The sequence below is a fragment of the Pantoea sp. VS1 genome, from assembly GCF_002207995.1.
In the GTDB taxonomy this organism is placed as follows: domain Bacteria; phylum Pseudomonadota; class Gammaproteobacteria; order Enterobacterales; family Enterobacteriaceae; genus Pantoea; species Pantoea dispersa.
Map to the genome: position 1 here is coordinate 1 of NZ_NHZE01000131.1, position 18,616 is coordinate 18,616.

The 18,616-nt window shown below is 54.5% G+C and carries 17 protein-coding genes and 1 pseudogene; 2 read left to right on the top strand and 16 right to left on the bottom strand.

Annotation, left to right across the window (positions count from 1 at the left end):
• Window positions 1-23: 23 nt before the first annotated feature.
• Window positions 24-1,082 carry a hypothetical protein gene (locus CBW22_RS24875; protein WP_088518150.1) on the bottom strand — a complete coding sequence of 353 codons (1,059 nt, stop codon included), beginning with the start codon at window positions 1,080-1,082 and terminating at the stop codon, window positions 24-26.
• A gap of 521 nt (window positions 1,083-1,603) precedes the next feature.
• On the opposite strand from CBW22_RS24875, the gene CBW22_RS24880 reads away from it, so the two are divergent.
• A complete protein-coding gene (locus CBW22_RS24880; RefSeq protein WP_088518151.1) occupies window positions 1,604-1,810 on the top strand; it encodes a hypothetical protein in 207 nt (68 codons plus the stop codon).
• Between the two features lie 824 nt (window positions 1,811-2,634).
• On the opposite strand, the pseudogene CBW22_RS24890 reads toward CBW22_RS24880, so the two are convergent.
• Window positions 2,635-3,558 (bottom strand): annotated as a pseudogene (locus CBW22_RS24890) (IS5 family transposase).
• Between the two features lie 560 nt (window positions 3,559-4,118).
• On the opposite strand from CBW22_RS24890, the gene CBW22_RS24895 reads away from it, so the two are divergent.
• Window positions 4,119-6,491, top strand: a complete 2,373-nt coding sequence (locus tag CBW22_RS24895; protein ID WP_254919569.1) for a type III effector HrpK domain-containing protein — start codon at window positions 4,119-4,121, stop codon at window positions 6,489-6,491.
• Between the two features lie 290 nt (window positions 6,492-6,781).
• Here the strand turns inward: CBW22_RS24895 and CBW22_RS24900 are convergent, their stop codons facing one another.
• From CBW22_RS24900 to sctW, 14 genes are all read right to left on the bottom strand, one after another.
• The gene (locus CBW22_RS24900) at window positions 6,782-6,994 is read right to left on the bottom strand and encodes a hypothetical protein (protein ID WP_088518153.1); all 213 of its coding nucleotides are present in this window, start codon (window positions 6,992-6,994) and stop codon (window positions 6,782-6,784) included.
• 292 nt (window positions 6,995-7,286) lie between these two features.
• Window positions 7,287-7,670 carry an acyl-CoA thioesterase gene (locus tag CBW22_RS24905; protein WP_088518154.1) on the bottom strand — a complete coding sequence of 128 codons (384 nt, stop codon included), beginning with the start codon at window positions 7,668-7,670 and terminating at the stop codon, window positions 7,287-7,289.
• Window positions 7,671-7,799: 129 nt separating this feature from the next.
• The gene (locus CBW22_RS24910; RefSeq protein WP_034936565.1) at window positions 7,800-8,246 is read right to left on the bottom strand and encodes a GNAT family N-acetyltransferase; all 447 of its coding nucleotides are present in this window, start codon (window positions 8,244-8,246) and stop codon (window positions 7,800-7,802) included.
• 106 nt (window positions 8,247-8,352) lie between these two features.
• Window positions 8,353-9,435 carry a type III secretion system export apparatus subunit SctU gene (sctU, locus tag CBW22_RS24915; RefSeq protein ID WP_034936564.1) on the bottom strand — a complete coding sequence of 361 codons (1,083 nt, stop codon included), beginning with the start codon at window positions 9,433-9,435 and terminating at the stop codon, window positions 8,353-8,355.
• Window position 9,436: 1 nt separating this feature from the next.
• On the bottom strand, window positions 9,437-10,234 hold the full coding sequence (sctT, locus tag CBW22_RS24920; protein ID WP_034936562.1) for a type III secretion system export apparatus subunit SctT: 798 nt from the start codon (window positions 10,232-10,234) through the stop codon (window positions 9,437-9,439).
• A 2-nt stretch (window positions 10,235-10,236) separates the two neighbouring features.
• On the bottom strand, window positions 10,237-10,497 hold the full coding sequence (gene sctS, locus CBW22_RS24925; RefSeq protein WP_088518155.1) for a type III secretion system export apparatus subunit SctS: 261 nt from the start codon (window positions 10,495-10,497) through the stop codon (window positions 10,237-10,239).
• A gap of 7 nt (window positions 10,498-10,504) precedes the next feature.
• The gene (sctR, locus tag CBW22_RS24930; protein ID WP_034936559.1) at window positions 10,505-11,158 is read right to left on the bottom strand and encodes a type III secretion system export apparatus subunit SctR; all 654 of its coding nucleotides are present in this window, start codon (window positions 11,156-11,158) and stop codon (window positions 10,505-10,507) included.
• On the bottom strand, window positions 11,155-12,171 hold the full coding sequence (gene sctQ / locus CBW22_RS24935) for a type III secretion system cytoplasmic ring protein SctQ (protein WP_088518156.1): 1,017 nt from the start codon (window positions 12,169-12,171) through the stop codon (window positions 11,155-11,157). Before sctQ ends, sctR begins: the two co-directional genes overlap by 4 nt.
• Window positions 12,171-12,650 (bottom strand): type III secretion system HrpP C-terminal domain-containing protein, encoded by a 480-nt coding sequence (locus tag CBW22_RS24940; protein WP_034936554.1) that lies wholly within the window; start codon window positions 12,648-12,650, stop codon window positions 12,171-12,173. Before CBW22_RS24940 ends, sctQ begins: the two co-directional genes overlap by 1 nt.
• Complete coding sequence (locus CBW22_RS24945) at window positions 12,647-13,090, bottom strand: type III secretion system protein (RefSeq protein WP_088518157.1); 444 nt, start codon at window positions 13,088-13,090, stop codon at window positions 12,647-12,649. The genes CBW22_RS24940 and CBW22_RS24945 overlap by 4 nt, the downstream gene beginning before the upstream one ends.
• Complete coding sequence (gene sctN / locus CBW22_RS24950; protein ID WP_088518158.1) at window positions 13,077-14,441, bottom strand: type III secretion system ATPase SctN; 1,365 nt, start codon at window positions 14,439-14,441, stop codon at window positions 13,077-13,079. The genes CBW22_RS24945 and sctN overlap by 14 nt, the downstream gene beginning before the upstream one ends.
• Window positions 14,435-15,361, bottom strand: coding sequence for a type III secretion system inner membrane ring subunit SctD (gene sctD / locus CBW22_RS24955; RefSeq protein ID WP_088518159.1), 927 nt, complete (start codon window positions 15,359-15,361; stop codon window positions 14,435-14,437). Before sctD ends, sctN begins: the two co-directional genes overlap by 7 nt.
• Window positions 15,340-17,493 (bottom strand): type III secretion system export apparatus subunit SctV, encoded by a 2,154-nt coding sequence (sctV, locus tag CBW22_RS24960; RefSeq protein ID WP_088518160.1) that lies wholly within the window; start codon window positions 17,491-17,493, stop codon window positions 15,340-15,342. Before sctV ends, sctD begins: the two co-directional genes overlap by 22 nt.
• Window positions 17,494-18,600, bottom strand: a complete 1,107-nt coding sequence (sctW, locus tag CBW22_RS24965; protein ID WP_088518161.1) for a type III secretion system gatekeeper subunit SctW — start codon at window positions 18,598-18,600, stop codon at window positions 17,494-17,496.
• Between the last annotated feature and the right edge of the window lie 16 nt (window positions 18,601-18,616).

Below are 18,616 nucleotides of genomic sequence, written 5' to 3' on the forward strand. Positions count from 1 at the left end.
ACGGAATTGGCTCAGGATAGTGATTATTTATTGATTATTGAACTTGCGGCCATCGATAAGTAAATATTCTCAGACTTTGTCAGGCGATTTAAGTGCCTTAATGCAGACTCTTTATTTTTTGAGTAATAAATATAATTATTAAAGCAGTCTATTGCCCACTTAACATTTCCTTGCTTTGCAACGATTTCGCCAAGGTTACCCCAGGATACACTTCTTGTCTCATTGATTTTTAATGAAGCTGTTATGTTATCCTGTGCATTTTTTAAGTCATTATTCCTGTAATAAGCGTAACCTAAGTTTCCTAAAACTTCAGTGTCAAAATTATTATGTTTTTTAGCCTCTTCTAATACTTTGACTGCTTCATCGTAATTTCCTGTATGAATGAGGTTAATCCCTCTCTCATTGAGGGCTCGGGAGTAGTTTTTGGATTCTTCTGATGGTAATGATGTTTGAATTAATTTTGTTGTCTCTACTGATTGATTTGTTGAAATAAGGTAATTTGTAAATTCTTCGGGTGGTGCAGGGTTGTTCACCATTGCGTTTAGTTCACTTCTGGTCAGGAAGTGTATCTGATTGGGTTTGGTTTTTGCTGTTGCACCGACAATATCATCAGGTACTCCCAGAGCTGCGTATGCCCTAATCATATCCAGTGTATTCGATTTTGTTAATTCATCTTCTTCTTGATTTGTTCGCCCTACACTATGAACGCCGATGGAAGTTTGCTTGCCAGCATACCGGTGTATCCCTGCAGCAAATACCCAAAAGCATGAACTGGCACACAATGAATTATCAGGAACGTAGGTTATCATTCTATTGTCTCTGACCAGCTTCGCAATAGCTTTTCCTTCTTGTAATAACCCACCACTGGATATCAAAGTAACCCCGTAAAATTCTAGATTTTGCGCCTTCGCCTCCTCAATGTAGTTGTTGAATGACTGCGCGTCCCCATTTTCAAGAGTCCCTTCCATTCGCAACCATAAGTTTCTGTTTTCATCAGCGAAGGGAGTTAATTGTGCCGCATGAGTGAACTGAGCCAGAGAAAAACACACACATAGGTTAATTTTTAAAATTAATTTTTTCATCTGAATTGTATTCAGTAGTGTTAAAAGTTATATAATTAACGTTTTTTTAAATAAAATCAACCAGTTCTCATAATAAAGACGCGGCTTTACTGTCGACACATTCAGCTATCCCCTTTTGAGGGGGGTAGCATCCGGGTACACAGATGGTGGCGTACAAATGCTGTGTACCGTCAGGCCGGGTTTGCCGGGCAAAGGCGGGCGAAATACGAATGGTTGCCAGGAAGGAACTGGAACATGTCGATACCAAGATTGTTGACCATTTTGGCTCTGACAGCCATTTCCTGGTTGTCAGAGCCAATAATATAAAGCAATAAAGAAGGACCGGAGGCTTCTACCGGTTATGCCCCCGGTATGATGCCCCGCTATCGGCACTGTGGCCTGTTTCAAGAAATCTCTCACCCCGCATCTTGATGGTGGATAAACTGTTCACGGCACTCAGTGAGGAGCCGATCAAACACAGTTCCTGACTGGTGCCTAAAGCGAACATTTAACCAGTACATTTCCCGGTCAGCGCAGGCCAGATGGGCGAATTTACCGGATTAGAAGAAGCCTCAGTAGTGTGGGAGCTTGCAGGTAAAACTGATAATGTACCCGTGTATCAGGAAATGTCACGAACCAGTATGCCACTTTCGGGAACGCTGAGTTATCACGTCCGTTCTGGCGGCCACGATATCACGCCTTATGACTGGCAACAGTTTGTTACCTTTGCCGATAAGTTTATTAAATAAAATATCTCACTGAAATAACAGATTAATAACTTTGTCGTTATTATCGCTGTGTAACATATCATGAGGATTCATCAGATGAATGTGACGGAACAGGCATTGACGTGTTTATCCGGAAAGATTTTTAGTACCGGCATAGTTTTCTTAATTATTTCATGCAGTGCTTCCCCGGATGTTCATGTGCCGTAGGGGAAGTGTGACGCCATTGCAGATTATGACATCAGTTTCTTCCGGTTTGATGAAACTGCTCAGCAACTGGCGCACGGGACAGGGTGTTTTATCAGGACGGACCTCAGCAGGACGGCCTGGGTCAGGGCAAATCCCGTTAAAGGCAGAATGACTATCCGGGAAGCTCTCCATAACGCACTCGAGGGGACGGCGCTGAAAGTGACTGAACAGCAGCCTGATTCGATAACGGTCAGATGATGAGTGCGGAAAGAGGATAAAGTATGAGTAATGTATTGAATTTTTCTCTGCTGTCTATCCTGGTATTTTCAGCATTGACTTATGCCGGGCAGAGTGACTCAAAGGACGTGTACAGACTGTGGCGTACAAATGATGCCAACGGCGGAGCCGGACTTGCCGGGAAAAACGGTCAGCGGGGCATGAATGGTTGCCCGGGAGGAACCAGACCCTCGCCTGATGGCAGATTCTATCTCCCCGGTACGCATGAGGAATGCAATTCCGGGCATAAAAGCTCCTCGCATCAGAACAGATATTCGTCCGGAGCGCAGGGTTATGAGCGGGCCTGAGGTGGTTTAATGCTGAGTGAGGCTTTGTTGAATAAATCAGACTCCGGGCGAACGTCTCTGTAGCCGACTGGGTTTTCAGGCAATGCGCACGCTTTCAGGCATACCCGCCTTCGTCATTTTGTTTAACGCCCGCACCATGGCCAAAGCCTCTGCTTCCTGGCCATCGTAATCACGCAGCGTCAGTGAACCACCCAACAACTGTTTTATCCTGTACATCGCCGTTTCCGCTATCGAGCGACGGTTGTAATCTGTTACCCATTTCCACCGCGCATTGCTTCTGTTCAGACGCTGATTCGCTACTGCACGATTACGATCTCTGTACTCTCCGGGCCAGTAACCTGCGCCTTTTCTCGGCGGGATGAGAGCACTGATTTTCTTACGCCGTAGTTCATCGTGACATAACCGGGTGTCGTAAGCACCGTCTCAAGCGGCTGACCTGATTTTTCGGTGGGTCTGCCGGATTAATCCGGGGAAAGCCTCTGAGTCCGTGACGTTGTTTAGCGACAGGTCGGCACAGATGACCTCATGTGTTTTGCTGTCAACGGCCAGATGCAGCTTTCGCCAGGTACGACGGCGCTTTTTGCCGTGTTTTTTGACTTTCCACTCGCCTTCACCGAAGACCTTAAGCCCGGTGGAATCAATTACCAGATGGGCAATTTCACCCCGGATGGGCGTTTTGAAACTGACATGAACCGACTTTGCCCGCTTACTGACACTGGTGTAATCCGGACAACGCAAAGGAACGTTCATCATGGCAAAAATAGAATCAATAAAACCCTGCGCAGCCCGCAGGGTCAGCCGGAATACACGTTTAATCATCAGGACAGTCGTGATGGCAAGATCTGAATAGCGCTGAGGTCTTCCGCGAGATGAAGGCGTTGCTGACTCATACCAGGCCTGAATCGCCTCATCGTCCAGCCATAAAGTGAGGGATCCACGGTTGATGGGGGCTATGTTGTAGGTCTTCCAGTTGGTGATTCTGAACTTTTGCTTCGCCACGGAGCGGTCTGTGTTGTCGAGAGAGTGCGTGATCTGATCCTTCAACTCAGCAAAAGTTCGATTTATTCAACAAAGCCCCTGTGTACCTCTGGGGGCCAGAATTTTCACTTTTCTCCGGACTTAGCATGACATTAAATCATCATATCCGTTCTCCGACAGTCGGCAACGCTTTCCGTCACGCAGCAGAATCACTTATCACTCTCCGGCTTCAGGATACGCTGGCGGAAAGCCACTCGATGCCAACAGGGTGGCGACAGGCCAGTATGAATAACGGCCCGGCTGGTTATTAAATCCACAACCCGAGTCAGGCACAGCATAAAGTCCCGGAAAGGGCAGAATGAGATTTTTTCGGGAACCCAGTCTCACAGCAGGCAACATAAACCCGGTAAAGAAATTTTGTCGCCGTGGTAAGCGACACGGCCTTTTTATTGGGGGAAGTCAGCATGCGCGTTTCGTCAACACCATCATCATTCAGTCAGAACTCACTTATTTCGCCTGAAACAACCTCGCAGCAGACGGCGGTTAAAACGCCAGCGGGTCAGAATATCCAGTTTGGCGCTATGCCTGGAATGCAGCAGGATGTTGCGGTTGCGTTAACTCTTTCCGGGATGATCCGCTCTATTTTGCAGGCAGTCGTGGCGCAAAGAGGGGATGCAGCGAAAGCACCTGCCGCTCTGAGACAATCGCCGCAGGGCAGTCCCCCTGCTGCGCCCGGCAAAACCAGCCAGACAACCAGCACTGCGAATCCGTCAGCAGGTGCTGTCGCGGGCAGCACCACGGCCACAGCGCCGACGACCACCGCCGCAGGTTCAACCGACGAAGCGCCGACAGCCACGGCGGCAGCACCCGCCCAGCCGACCTCAACGGTATCTGCTCCGGCAGCACCCACCAGCGGGCAGACGACTTCGGCTTCAGGTCAGGTCGCCAGCGCGGACCATTCGGGAGATTTTCTTGATAACTCACCGCTCTCCTCCCCGGATAAACTGAAAAAATGGGAGCCGATGGTGGCTAACCTGCCAGCCGATCAACGTTTGCAGGCAGAAAAGGAGCTCAATCGTCCGATGGCCGCCGCGCAAATGGTACTGGACGGCGGCCCGGATGCGCAGCGGGCACAGGCCTATATCGATGCCAATCCGGCGCTGAAAAACGCCATTGATGCAGGCAAACATGGCGATAATCCGGACGGCAAAGTCACCAAAGACGATTACAAAGGCTTTATTTCACGGATGAACAAAGCGCAGGATGCCGCGGATAAAGACATTTCCGACTACCTGAAAAAGAACCCGAATGCCGATGAAGGTTCCCGCCAGATGGTGGCAGAGGCGGCAATGCTGCGTGCCAATGGCCCAATATTGCGGGTGGCGGGACTGGAAAACGGTAAAGCCGGTAAGGATATGTCGGCTGACGACCTGAATAACCTGGTGAAACAGAATCCAGGGCTGTCCGGTTCCCTGCGTCAGGCTGCCCGCAGTTTCTCCTCGCCGGGGCTGCTTGCCGAGCTTGATCAGGGCGGTGTCACCGGAAAGAAACTGGCCGAGCACGGTCCTGACAGTCGCTTCAGCAATAAAAATATTGATAACTGGATTAAAAAACAGGCACCAACCAACGGGGGCGATTTTGCCCAGTTGATCAATCAGGCGGCGTTGGTAAATGCCACTGCCAATGTTGACACCAGCCGGCTGAATAAAGATGTGTTTGACCACCCTGATAAATACAGTGGTGCAGAAAAAGCGGCGGTGATGGTTAAGCTGCAACAGACGTTGAAAACGGTGCAGGCCGGGCGCAGCCTGCGCAACACCACAAAAACAGAACAGGCACTGAACGAAAAGATCGATCAGCTACAAAAAGATCCGGCGGTGAATAACTATCTGAACAAGGCGGTTCCGGCCCAGAGCAAAGCGCTGATCAACGGAGATAAGGGCCTGCGTCAGGCGCTCGATCAGCGTTATGGCGAGGTGGCATCAGGCAAAACCCTCAGTGACGACATGCAGCGCATACAGGCGGGACAGAAGGATAAAAAGTCTGCGCCGGATTACAGCGATGCACTTCAGGGGCTGACAGATGAACTGAGTTTGCAGCATTCACTGCGTGGCGACAGCGTGCCGACGGCGAAAGAGGTGGTGGCCAGACAACCGGGGCTGAGCGAGCAACTGAACACCTCTTTTCAGCAACAGATTGCTCAGGGCGGCTACGTCAAAGACAACATCAAGGGCAAACATGCCGATGCCCAGCAAATCCTTCAGCTCTCCGATATGAAAAAATCACTGTATGAATCGGTTCTGCCAAAGGAAGTGACGAACCTGAAGCAGGACGGCTATACCGAAGCGGTAATGGATTCACTGAAGGTGGGCAAGAGAGGAGTGGATATGCTGAAAACTCTGAAGCAGGCTGGCCTGCTCTCTGGCGATGTGAAAAAAATGAGCGGTAAAGAGATGCTGAGTTCAGTAGACAAAGCGCTGAATAAAGATGGTCCCGCTACCGGCATGAAAGGGCTGATGAAAACCGGTATGAGCAGCGCTGCCGGGGTGGCCGGGCTGTTCTCCGTATCCAGCATGCTGGCAAGCGGCAACAAAGCCGGGGCCGCGAAAGCGATCTACGACGGTGTGCATGGCAGTAGCGAACTGGCTAAACTGGGCGTGGATACTGCGTTGAAGAGCACCGGGCGCGAAGCCACCGCCAGCTTTGGTCGTATGGCGGGCATGGCGGCCGGACGTGCGGTCGGGATGGTTGCCGGAGAAGGCACGGCGATGGCCGCAGCCAGCACCATTGGTGCCGCAGCCGGTCCGGTAGGCTGGGTGGTTGATGGCGCGATAGCGATTGGTTTTGGCATCAGTTCTATCGTCAGCGCGGTCAATAAGCACAAAGAGCAGAAGCGCTTTGATCATAACGTTGATCCGGTACTGGATCAGTTTGGTATTCCGAAAGCGCACTAAAATGTCTGGTAAGTCTGACATATGATCCACAGTCAATGTGCAATAACTTAACGTCTTTTATACGTTATATTTTTTTGCACATTGCTGTGGTGCGTCCATGTTGCTCATGCAACTAAAATGCTTTAATCATTTGAACTGAAATTTCTGTAACTCTGCGGTGAAATACCCTGATCAGCCTGGTGGTTAATATAAAATTTCTTTTTTATTACCGCCTCCCCTGTGACTTTATCGACAAAAGCGATCTCTTCATTTCTGGCATTGCCACCGTGAGTAATATATGAAATTTTTTTTCAAAAAATTTCATATTTCATGATCTTATAATTTAACCTGAAGTATTCATTTGCACTGTCCCCTTCTTTCATAAGTCGCTTGTGTGCATCCTGGTTTTTTATTGAAATAATGTCTTCCGCCATGGGAAGGTATTTTGTATCAGTCATTGCCAGCCTTAAAGCAGCCTTGCTACTGTGAAATAAATGTGCGCATAAATAATTCGCTATTTTCATAAAATCTCCTGGTTATCGAGTTGGTAAGCATTTTTTTATGAAAATTAACTTTGATAAAAAACGGCGAGGAAAAATATCAAAAACCGATAAAAACAGGCTTTCAGTCAAGGGGAGTCTGAATTTTGCTATGCCGGACGGAATGACAAAACCGGGGTGAGATCGCTGGGTAAACTCAGAGAGCGTAGTGCTGTATGACGGCCTGAATGCAAGGATTAGAATGGGAGCGTGGCTTAATGACTGGCTGATCTTTCACGATGAATACAGGCGCGGATGCGCCCGTATACAGTACAGATTATTCGAGGATAGCCGCAAGGCTGGCAGGAATACCGGGGCGGCCATTGGTCAGACAGGTAGCGGTAAAGGTTGCTTCGGCATACACCACATCGTTAACCAGAATCTGCTGGAAAAAATTCACCCGGCTGCGTTTTTCGTTTTTTACCGGCTGACAGGTCACCACCAGCTCGTCACCTGCCTTCAGGCTTTTTTTGAAGCTGAGGGTATACTCCAGCAGCATATGAATACGCCCCTGTTTAAATTCCTCTTCAAGAACCAGTCCCAGCGCTTCAGCCATATAAGCATGGCGTGCCCATTCCAGATAGAACGGATAGTAAAGACCATCGACCACGCCCTGAAAATCAACATGGTTTGGGTCGACGGTGTAGTGTTTGCAAAACATAGTTCCTGTCCCTCAGGTTGGTTTTCTTGTCATTCTGACTCCGGGCAGTGCCCGGAGTCCTCACGTACTGCATGTACGCTGCGGTTCCTGCGCGCTGCCCGTCTTCACACTGACTGCGTCCGGATGCGATTAATTCGTGGTGGAAAGCGCACAGCTGGCAGCGTCCAGCTGCTTAACCAGATAATGCTGGCGATGATGCTGCGGCATCTGCTCCAGCGTCATTTGCAGCCGGTAGCCCTGCTTCTCATAGAACTCCCGCGCCTGAAAACTGAAGGTATCGACACAAACGCGCTGACAGCCACGTACGATAGCTTCCTGCTCGGCGGCCTGCAACAGCCTGGCCCCATGACCGGTTCTGCGCAGCGCTTCATCGACCCACAAAAAATGAATATGCATCCAGTTCCCCCAGGTGACGGCGAGCAGGCCGGCGATTTTGTTGCCTTCAGCGTCATTGAGAAAAACGGCGATATCTTTTATCTGTCCAACATCAACATGTTGTGCATTGAACGCCATCAGTTTCTGGCGGATTTGATTAACATCGTCAGGGTGGGGGGTGGCGGTCATTATCATATTCATTGGCCATGTTCCTTACACAATATGCTTTGGTTTGACCCGGCATGTTTCAGGCTCTCTGCCCGACTCATTCAGCATATAGGTGGTATACGGCAGACAAAAGTTCCCGCTATTCCGCTTCCAGCTCGATCACCTCATCGGTTATCTGATCGTCCAGCTCACGCAGCACCCGATAAACCTGCGCTACCGCCTGCAACGTATGACGGGGGATCATCTGGCCTTCCTCAGAACGATAGAGCGTTCGTGCCAGCCAGATAAAGCGGATCACCGGGATATTGGCTTTCTGCGCCCTGGCGATCAGCGCTTTGGCATCCCCATCCTCGCCTTTACAGATAATGCGCGGCAGCGGCGTCAGCTCCGGACGGTAATAGAGCGCCACCGCATAGTGGGTGGGGTTGACCAGCAGCAGGTCGGCCTCCTCGACCGGTTTGCTTTTTACCGGGGCCGCCGGGGCGTTCAGCAACTCATGCGCTACCGCATGACGGTGGCCTTTCATATGCGGATCGCCCTCGGACTGTTTGTGCTCGTCACGAATATCCTGATGGCTCATACGCTGCTGCTTGAGGAAAAAGTATTTTTGCAGGCCAAAGTCCAGCATGGTCAGCACCAGCAGCGTCATCAGCGTCTGACGTGACACGCGGGTCAGCATCACCTCTACCGCAGGCCAGAAGCTGTCCAGATCGCCATAAGCCAGCCGGGAAAGGGATTCGAGATCCGGCGTCAGCACCAGATAGAAAATGGTACAGATGGCGGCTGCTTTAAGGATGCTGTTCAGCATGTCGGTGAGTTTTTTAACCGAAAACATCTGCTTGAACTGATTGATCGGGTTAAGTCGGTTGAAATCGGGCTTCAGCGCTTCCGGGGCAAACAGGGGACCGTACTGCACCCAGCCGCCGATAATACGCAGCAGCGCCGCCACCGCCACCGTCAGGCCACAAAAGGTGGCAACCAGCACCAGCGCGCTGCCGACCACTTCATTCAGTGCCAGCTCAAAAGGCTGATTAAGGCGTGCAAGCGGCAACATCATCAGTGCCTGGAGCTTCTGCATCCCGACGTCATCCAGCGCCAGCACCGTTTCCACCACCCCGGCGCAAATCAGCAGTTTGGGAACGTCCTGACTTTGCGGAACCTGACCTTTGCGACGCGCATCCTGAAGCTTTTTCGCCGTGGGTTTTTCCGTTTTTTCCGACATGCTAATGACCTCCCAACAGCAGTGGCATCATCTTGCTCAGATCGGGCAGCAGTTCCAGACGTCCCTCTCCCAGCGCATTCAGCGTGGGGATATACAGCACAAAAAACAGCAGGCCGACCAGGCATTTCGCCGGAACGGACAGCACAAACGCCTGCAACTGCGGGCTGTAGAGGCTGAGGATGGCGATACTGAAATCCAGCATCAGCAGCAGCGCCACCAGCGGGCCGGCGTAAATGATGATATGGCTGAAGGTGTCGGCCAGCAGGCTCAGATACTGCTCAAATCCCTGTTGATGCGGTAACGGCAACCACTGCATCACCGGCCAGATACGGTAGCTGTCCCAGATAATCTGGGTGACGCCGCTTAAACCCGCGCCAAGGATCAGCAGCAAAATCAGCGTCTGTTGCAGCAGCAGGCCGAGCGGGGTGACATCGCTGCCCAGCGCCGGGTTGAGCTGGCCACCAATCAGGGCGCCACGCTGGTTATCGAACAGTGCCCCCACCGACTGAAACAGCCAGAAGGGCATCCCGATAATCAGCCCCAGCAGGATACCAATCACCACCTCTTTCAGGATCAACGCGATCAGCTGCGGCCAGTCAGGCATCTGCACCGCCAGCTGCGCCTGTAAACCCAGCGCCGGAACCAGCGCCAGCGCCAGCACTACGCCGGTGCGCACCATGCCTTTCAGAATATTGAATGAAAATACCGGAACCAGAATCAGACAGGGGTAGATGCGCGCAGTGCCCAGCGTCAGGGCAAACAGGTATTGATAGAGGGTGTGGATGGCATCGTTAGCCATGGCTATGCCCCGGTCTGTGGGATCATGGAGAAGGCCTGCTGGGCCAGTTCAAGCAGCTCAACGCCGATCCAGCGGCCGCTCAGCGCCAGCGCAATACCCACTGCCACCAGCTTAATGGCAAAGGGCAGGGTCTGATCCTGCAACTGCATCACCGCCTGTAACAATGACACCAGCACCCCGACAATCACCGCCACCAGCAGCGGCGGAGCGGAGAGCAGTACCACCAGCAGCATCGCCTGTTTGAACAGATTCAGTATTTCCATGCTTGCCTCAGAGGTAACTGTAAAATAAGCCGTCCAGCAGGCGGGTCCAGCCATTAATCAACACAAACAGCAGCATCTTCAGCGGCAGCGACAGGGTCATCGGGGCCACCATCTGCATACCCAGTGCCAGCAGTACGTTAGAGACAATCAGGTCTATAACGATAAACGGGATATAGATCAGGAACCCGATTTTAAATCCGGCCTGCAATTCCGACAGCACGAAGGCCGGGATCACCAGCAGCAGATTGTCTTTGCTGACGTTGTCCGACATCTCTTTCGGCCACATCCGCACGCTGTTTTCCTGCAAATGGATCAGGATGTCCGGATCGGTATTGTGGGTCATAAATTTCTGCAGCGGGGCCACCCCGTTGGTAACGCTGGTTTTCAGGTTATCCATACTGGATAAATCGGCGGGAGCCTGGCTGAACTGATGCTGCATCTGGTTAAATACCGGGGCCATCACAAACAGCGTTGCCGCCAGCGCAATGCCATACAGCGCCATGTTCGGCGGCACCTGCTGCACACCGATCGCATTGCGGGTGATCAACAGCACCATCGAGATTTTCAAAAAGCAGGTGCAGACGATCATCAGCATCGGGATCAGTGACAATGCCCCAAGGAACAGGGCAAAGGTCATCGGATCGAACTGTTCGGTATTCATCCGGCCTCCTGCTGCGAGGTCAGCAGCAGCCGGGTCAGTTGTAATCCAAGATGGCCTTCCACATCCACCAGCTCACCGTGTGCGATCAGCGTATCGCCGTGGTACAAACCGGCCTCGCCGGGCGTCACATTATCAAGCGTCAGTACGCTGCCTGCCTGTAACTGTTGCAGTTCGCCCAGCATCAGTCGGGTACGGCCACAGCGCACCTCCAGCGACAGCGGCAGCGAGGCCAGCTGCGTATTCTCATCGGTGGTAAGCGTTTCAGGCTGGGACACAGCGTCAAATTCATCAGCAGCATAAGGATCCAAGGCGGTACTCTCCATATGAGTAAGCAAAAAGTGTTGAGGCAACTGCAATTCGCCGTGTAACTGCTGCCCGGCGAGGATCAGGTTGCCCTGACCATCCGGGGTGAAATAGCTGACCGGAGGAACCAGCACATCGCCTGCGCTCAACGCCTGCAACTGCGGCGTGTGCAGGGTAATGCGCCCCAGAACCAGCGGCTGGCTGTAAACCAGCGTATCTGGCAGCGTGCTGTGGCTCTTCTGCCAGCCGGGTTGCTTCAGCCAGTGTGCCAGCCCTGAATGGCTTAGCTGTAGCGGGCACTCTGCATGACGCTCACCCAGCTGGACATGAAGTCTGGCGCATAATTCATGCTGTTCCTGCACGTCACTTACTGTTATGTCGCCAAATAAGCGCGCCAGTTCCGGACTGAGGTACTGATTAAATAATATTGTCTGCCATTCATCCTCAGCGCAGAGGCTGTGCAGGGCGCTGAAAGGCGACAGCGACAGCAGATTAAGCACCGGTGTGGCGTCTGCCAGCGAAAAGTGGCCCAGCGCACAGCGCCAGTGGCTGAAGGTTGCCGGGGATGATGCCTCGCCCGGCAGCAGATACAGCTCACCGGCTTCGTCACCGAGAGTGAAAGGAAAGCAGTGCGCGCGTGCCAGCAGGTTCTGTGAGCGGACCTCCGTGCGGGTGAGACGGGGAAAATGCAGCCGGGTGACCTCACTCATTATGCGCTTCCCTGCTCAATTTTCAGCCGTACCGGGGCGTTAAGCGACTGACTTAACTGACGGCGACAGAGGATTTCCCGGCGCTGCCACTGGCGCCAGACCTGCGGCGAAAAACGCAGTGAAATCTCCCAGCCCGCCGGTTGACCACGGGCCAGCGTGACATCGACTTCACCGGCCTCCGGCAACAGCAGCGTAAAGGCGCAATCCTCGTCGGCATTGTTGGCGATGCGCTCGTGTAACTCCTCGTGCAGTTGCTGCCAGTCCGGCGACGGGGCTTCATCCTGCACCGTCTGGTGCTCAGGCATAAATTCGGTGGTGCTGGCAAAAAACAGCGAACCCAGCGCGCTCAGCGACTCTCTGCTTTCCTGCTGACGCAGGCGGGTTGCCGGGATACGCTCGCGATAGCGCTCATCCGGCTGAGCCTGGCGCTGAGGGGATGGCACCCGGTCCGGGTATCCCGTTGTATTGGTATTCTTCACGCGTCCTCCAGGTGTTCCGATAAATATTCCAGCTTCTCTACCGCTTTTTGCTGTTCACGCGTCCATTCTGTCGCCTGTTCCAGCATATAAGCGGCCTGATGACAGCTCTGTTCCGCCTGCTGACACTGCTGCTGCTGCTGACCCACCGCCTGTAAGGCGCTCAGCTCATTGTTGACATGGCGGGTCAGTTTTTCCCTTGAGGATTGCTGCTGTTGCAGGCGTTCGCGTTGCAACTGATAGTGCTGCTGGTCCTGCACCAGCTGTTCTTCTTCTGCCTGCTGCTGTGCCTGCGCCTCGGCCAGCCGTGTCTGATGCTGACGTTGCTGGCGTTGCGCACGACTCAGACGCTGGCGGCGGATTGGCATCAGCACATTCAGCGCCTGTTGCAGGCTTTCCAGCTGGCTGTCCTGTTGTTCCAGCTCATCTTCAATCAGGGGCATGGGCGCTGACCTCGGCAAGTTGACTGAGAATATGTTCTAACGGGTCGGGGGCGCGCATTGACTGGCGCAGATAGTGATTAATCACGTCGTTAGCATTGACGGCGGCATCGGTCAGGATGTCGTTGCCCGGCTGATACTCTCCCAGGCGGATCAGCATCTCTACCTGCTTATAGGCCGCCATCAGGCTGCGAATACGTCCGGCCTGCATCATATGCTCGCGGTCCACCACATTGCTCATGGTACGGCTGAGGCTGGCAAGGATATCAATGGCGGGGTAGTGGTTACGTTCAGCCAGGCGGCGGCTGAGCACGATATGGCCGTCAATTAGCGAGCGGACTTCATCAGCCACCGGATCGTTCATCGAGTCCTGCTCAATCAGCACCGAATAGAGCGCGGTAATGGCCCCCTGGCGGGTCTGTCCCGCCCGCTCCACCAGCCGTGGCAGCAGGGTGTAAACCGACGGGGGCAGCCCGCCACGTCCCGGCGGCTCGCCAAGAGCAAGGCCAATCTCGCGCTGGGCACGGGCAAAACGGGTCAGGGAGTCGACAATCAGCAGCACGCTTTTGCCTTCAGCACGAAACGCTTCGGCAATCGCAGTGGCGGTAAACGCGGCTCTGGCGCGCTCCATACTGCTGCGGTCAGAGGTGGCGCATAGCAGCACGGTGCGGCTGCGCAGCTCGTCATCCAGCTCGTGATCGAGAAATTCGCGCAGTTCACGACCACGTTCGCCAATCAGCCCGAAAACAATGGCATCGCACGGCGTGTTACGCGCCAGCTCTGCCAGCAGGGTGGTTTTACCACAGCCCGCCCCGGCGAAAATGCCTACCCGCTGCCCCGTACCGATAGTCAGCAGTCCGTCAATGGCGCGCAGCCCGGTCGGTAGCGGGGTGTCGATGCATGGGCGTTCGGTAGGCGGCGGGGCATCGTTCAGCACCGGCACTGAACGGACCGCGCTGCCCGGCTCGGCAAACGCGCTGCATCCGCTTGGCTCCAGCGCCCGACCAAAGCCATCCAACACGCTGCCCAGCAGCTGGTCGCTGACGCAGATACTGTGCGGCAGATAGAGCGGAATAATGATCGCCCCCTGAGAAATACCGTCCAGCGCGCCCAGCGCCGACAGCAGAATTTTCTGCGGGCTGAAACCGACAATCTCAGAGAGGACGCTGCCGCCGTCGCTGCGCAGGATGCGGCACAGATCGCCAATGCGCGCATCGGGCAGGCTGCATTCGATCAGGATCCCGCTGATGCCGGTAACCCGACCGTAGCGCCTGACCGGCGCATAGCGGCCAAGGCGCTGCTGCTGCTGCTCTTCCCACTGCGCCAGCTGCTGGCGTAGCGCGCTCATTACCACTTCACCCTGATGTTTTCGCGTCCGGCAAATTCAATGCTGTCACTGTTAATCGCCACCAGACGCAGCTGGTCAACTTCATCGCCAATAAATATGCGCTGGCCGCCGTCGGTGACGATATTGGCGTGTGTGCCGCTGGTGATCTGCACGATGTTAAACGGCAGTTTTGCGCTGACGGTACTGGCCTTGTTATGGATGGCCAAGCGTACATCATAGTGGTGATAGAAGGTGCGCATCATGCGTTGCAGACGCTGATTATCGTCGTAGGAGAGGTTGCCGCTTAACGTCAGGCTGTTGTTGTCCGAAGCGACAGCAACCTGTTTTTCCAGCCCGCGATCCAGCAGCATGCCGTTGATGATCTGTCGCGTACGTCCCACGCTGTTCAGCTGCGGTTTACCCGGGGCAGGTGGCGCAGAAGGCGAGGCCACGCTGGCGTTCAGCAGCCAGCTTCCCAGCATCATCACCAGCAGCAGGATCAGCACCGCATAAATCACTTTTGCCCAGAACGGCAGCGGCTCTTTCTCCTGCGCCACCACCGCCGGGGCGGTCTCCGCAGTGGCCGTTACCGCCGGTTCAGCCAGCACCGGGGCTTCTTCTGCCGGTTGCGGCTTACTGGCTTCTTCCGGCCACGGCGTGGCGGCACTGACGATGCTCAGCCAGATATGGCCAATGGCGAAAGCCGTCCCCGGTTGCAGGTTGCTCAGTTCTTCACACCGCTGGCCTTCATTGTCGTTCAGCGGTCCCTCCAGTGCCTTTACCACCCAGCCTTGCACGGTTTTAAGAAGCTGGCAGTGGCGATCTTTGATCCCCGGGTCGTACAGGGCCAGATCGGCATCCTCTGCGGCACCTATCCACCATTGTTCGCCACTCAGGGGCAACGCTGCACCGCGATGCAGCCCGGTCAGTACGCGTAATTCATGCATGAGTCATTTTCCTGGAGGTCTGGCGGTGACTGTTGTAAATCGAGCCGTCCCAGCACATTGATGGCAACATTACTGGTTAATTCCGCAAAGGACAGGACCGGCACGGCGTGGAACTCATCTTTCAGCAGCGCGCGCAGCGGGCTGCGTAAATCCTGGGCGACAAGGATCAGCGCCTGATTATTGTCATAAGCCGGGAAGGCCTGGCGCATCTGATGCAGCAGGCTGATGCCGTAATCCTGGGCCAGCGAGAAGAAGGTTTCGCTCTGGGCCTGGCGCAGGGAGTCACGCAGCAGCTCTTCGGTTTCCGGGGTCAGCAGCCAGACATCCAGCCCGTTGGGTTGCAGATACTGGTGGCAGATATGTTCTTTCAGCGCGATACGTACGAAATCGGTCAGCGCAGCGCTGTCACGCTCATGCTGGCCGTGCTCGATCAGCGTTTCTGCAATGGTTCGCACGGAACGCAATGGCATGCGCTCGGAGGCCAGCCGTTGCAGTACGGCGGCAAAACGCGACAGCGGCATAATACGTTGCAGCTCCTGCGCCAGCTCCGGCTGCTCGCTCTCCAGCCAGTTGAGGATCGATTTGCTCTCCTGCAAGCCGATAAATTGCGATCCGCTCTGATGAATCGCCTGCTCCATGCGCAGCATAATCAGGTCGCTGGCGTTCCACATCCGCTGGTCATCCTGTTGCAGCAGCGGATGGTCAGGCGGCAGCCAGCACCAGTGCGTTTCATCGCGCTCCGCCACGCCCTGCATCATAGGATGCTCAGCACCGTCAGCCTGTTCACTGAGCCAGGCGTCAAAGCTGTTTTTTCTTACCGCCAGATGTTCAACGGCAAAGGTGGCGGTGACCAGCGGGATTTCATAAACGCAGAAGCGGAATTCGTCATCAGCCAGCATCGGCGAGAATTCAATGTCGAAGCTGGGCAGGGTAAAGCCAAAGTGGTAAACCAGCCGGTTACGCAGCCGACGGATATTCTGGATCAGTGCCGTGGACGCTTCACTGTTCTGATGGCCCTGACTGAACTGCAACAGATAGGCGCGGGTCGGGTTAAAGCGACGCAAATCCTGATTACCGTTCTCCTCCGGGGCCAGCTGCTGCGCCTGGCGCTGGCTGGCCTCCTGCTGGTTGGTTTCCTGTTTGGTGCGCCACAGCTGGAACAAACCGCTGCCGAGCGCCACGGCACTAATCACAATAAAGACCGCGGTTGGCATGCCGGGCAAAAGGGCAAAACCCAGCATCCCGGCGGCAGACATAATCCAGGCCTTCGGCTGGCTGGTCAGCTGCTCGGCAATTTCGCGACCAATGTTGGCATCCACCTGCTGACCGTCAGCCGAAACGCGGGTGATGATCATCCCGGCGGTCAGTGAGATAAGCAGTGCCGGGATCTGGGCGATCAGGCCGTCACCGATGGTCAGTACCGAGTAGATATGCATCGCCGCGCTGGCGTCCATACCATTTTGCAGCACGCCGATAGCGAAGCCGCCGATCATATTGATAAACACAATCACCAGCCCGGCAATCGCATCCCCTTTGACAAACTTCATGGCGCCATCCATCGCACCAAACAGCTGGCTCTCTTTTGCCAGGTTTTCCCTGCGCTGACGCGCCTGATGCGCTTCAATCAGTCCTGCACGCAGGTCACTGTCAATCGACATCTGTTTGCCCGGCATCGCATCAAGGGTGAAACGCGCGGCCACTTCTGCCACACGCTCCGAGCCCTTGGTGATCACCAGAAAGTTCACCACGGTCAGGATTAAAAAGATAACCAGACCGACCGCCAGATTGCCGCCAACCACGAAATTACCAAAGGCTTCAACAATATGACCGGCATCCTGTTGCAGCAGAATCTGTCGGGTGGTGGAGATCGACAGCGCCAGGCGGAACATGGTGGTTAACAGCAGCACCGACGGAAACGTCGAGAAGGCCAGCGGTTTCGGCAGATACATCGCCAGCACGATCAGCAGCGAGGAAATGCAGATATTCAGCGCGATCAGCACGTCGATCAGGCCGGTAGGCAGCGGGATGATCATCATGAAGACAATCGACATGACAATGGTGGCACCCACTACTTCCGAGCGCTGCATCGCACTGATGGCGAGACGGTTCAGCCAGACAAACAGAGAACTCATTTATAACGCCGCCCTAGGTTGTGACAGAGTGGCGCGCGGCTCATGTGCAGCGTATTCGCTGATCACCGTGCGCAGCAGATTTAACGCCATCTGGCGGTTTTTACTTTTATCATCCCGCCACAGTCCCAGCGGCAGGTGGTAGACCAGCGGCACCAGCCCGCTAAGAAATAGCACCTGGTGATGGGGTTGCTGACCGGCCACATCGCGCGAGAGGTTTTGCAGGTCGCGCAGGTAAGCACCGTTGCCGCTCAGATTCAGCAGGCGGCGGGTCAGCTCCAACGGGCTGAAGTTGACGTCCGGCAGCTTGCCGCCCAGCCGCTTGAGCAAAATTTTGCTGGCGGTCAGCGTCTGGCTGATATTGCCCGCATCCTGAAGGCTGGCGAGGATTTTTTGCAGCGCGCGTCGTGGGATGGAAGAACTGCGCGCGGCAAGATCGTCCGACAAGGCGCGCTGTAAGGTGCGTAATCCCTGATTAAAGTGCACGCTGCCAAAGCTGTTCAGCAGCGCATCGAGCATCGCGTTACCTGATTGCAGGTGGACAATGGTTTGGTAGTAGAGCTGGCGCATGGCCTGTTTCTGTGTCGGATCGGTACTGAAACTGGCAATGGCGCTGGCGGTATTCAGCCCGGCGCTGACTTCGGCGCCTTTTTCCTTATGCAGCATCTCCAGACTCTGTACTGCGCTGCTGGCCAGTTCGGTGTTTTGCGCCCGCTGCGCCTGGACCAAGGTGTGACGTAACACCACGTCACAGCGCACAGGGTCATGGCCTGCGGCTTCCAGCAGCTCATCCAGATGCGGAGAGGGCGAGCGTTGCAACAGGGTCTGCATCTTCTGATTCAGGGTTTCCAGCTGGGCATGCTGCGGGTGCTCCAGCAGCTTCATCAGCTCGTCTAACTTCTCAATGCGTTCAATATGTTGCATTGCCCGGCTACCCGGCGGTGCCACCACTTTCCGCTGATTCAACGCCTTGCTTTTACGCTCAACGTGTTCCGCGAAGGTCATCGAGACTTCTTCCATCGAGTCCTCCAGCGGAGAGGTGGGCATACGTGATGATGCACCCGCCGATGAGGGCGCAATACTGACCGGCGGCAGAACATCATCCACCACGCTGGCGGTTACCGGC

Coding starts and splice junctions, on each gene's coding strand:
- sctT (WP_034936562.1), bottom strand. CDS start 10,234: ATGGCTAACGATGCCATCCACACCCTCTATCAATACCTGTTTGCCCTG.
- CBW22_RS24945 (WP_088518157.1), bottom strand. CDS start 13,090: ATGCCCCTGATTGAAGATGAGCTGGAACAACAGGACAGCCAGCTGGAA.
- sctU (WP_034936564.1), bottom strand. CDS start 9,435: ATGTCGGAAAAAACGGAAAAACCCACGGCGAAAAAGCTTCAGGATGCG.
- sctS (WP_088518155.1), bottom strand. CDS start 10,497: ATGGAAATACTGAATCTGTTCAAACAGGCGATGCTGCTGGTGGTACTG.
- CBW22_RS24910 (WP_034936565.1), bottom strand. CDS start 8,246: ATGAATATGATAATGACCGCCACCCCCCACCCTGACGATGTTAATCAA.
- sctD (WP_088518159.1), bottom strand. CDS start 15,361: ATGCATGAATTACGCGTACTGACCGGGCTGCATCGCGGTGCAGCGTTG.
- CBW22_RS24905 (WP_088518154.1), bottom strand. CDS start 7,670: ATGTTTTGCAAACACTACACCGTCGACCCAAACCATGTTGATTTTCAG.
- sctR (WP_034936559.1), bottom strand. CDS start 11,158: ATGAATACCGAACAGTTCGATCCGATGACCTTTGCCCTGTTCCTTGGG.
- CBW22_RS24880 (WP_088518151.1), top strand. CDS start 1,604: ATGGGCGAATTTACCGGATTAGAAGAAGCCTCAGTAGTGTGGGAGCTT.
- CBW22_RS24900 (WP_088518153.1), bottom strand. CDS start 6,994: ATGAAAATAGCGAATTATTTATGCGCACATTTATTTCACAGTAGCAAG.
- sctV (WP_088518160.1), bottom strand. CDS start 17,493: ATGAGTTCTCTGTTTGTCTGGCTGAACCGTCTCGCCATCAGTGCGATG.
- CBW22_RS24875 (WP_088518150.1), bottom strand. CDS start 1,082: ATGAAAAAATTAATTTTAAAAATTAACCTATGTGTGTGTTTTTCTCTG.
- CBW22_RS24895 (WP_254919569.1), top strand. CDS start 4,119: ATGCCTGGAATGCAGCAGGATGTTGCGGTTGCGTTAACTCTTTCCGGG.
- sctQ (WP_088518156.1), bottom strand. CDS start 12,171: ATGAGTGAGGTCACCCGGCTGCATTTTCCCCGTCTCACCCGCACGGAG.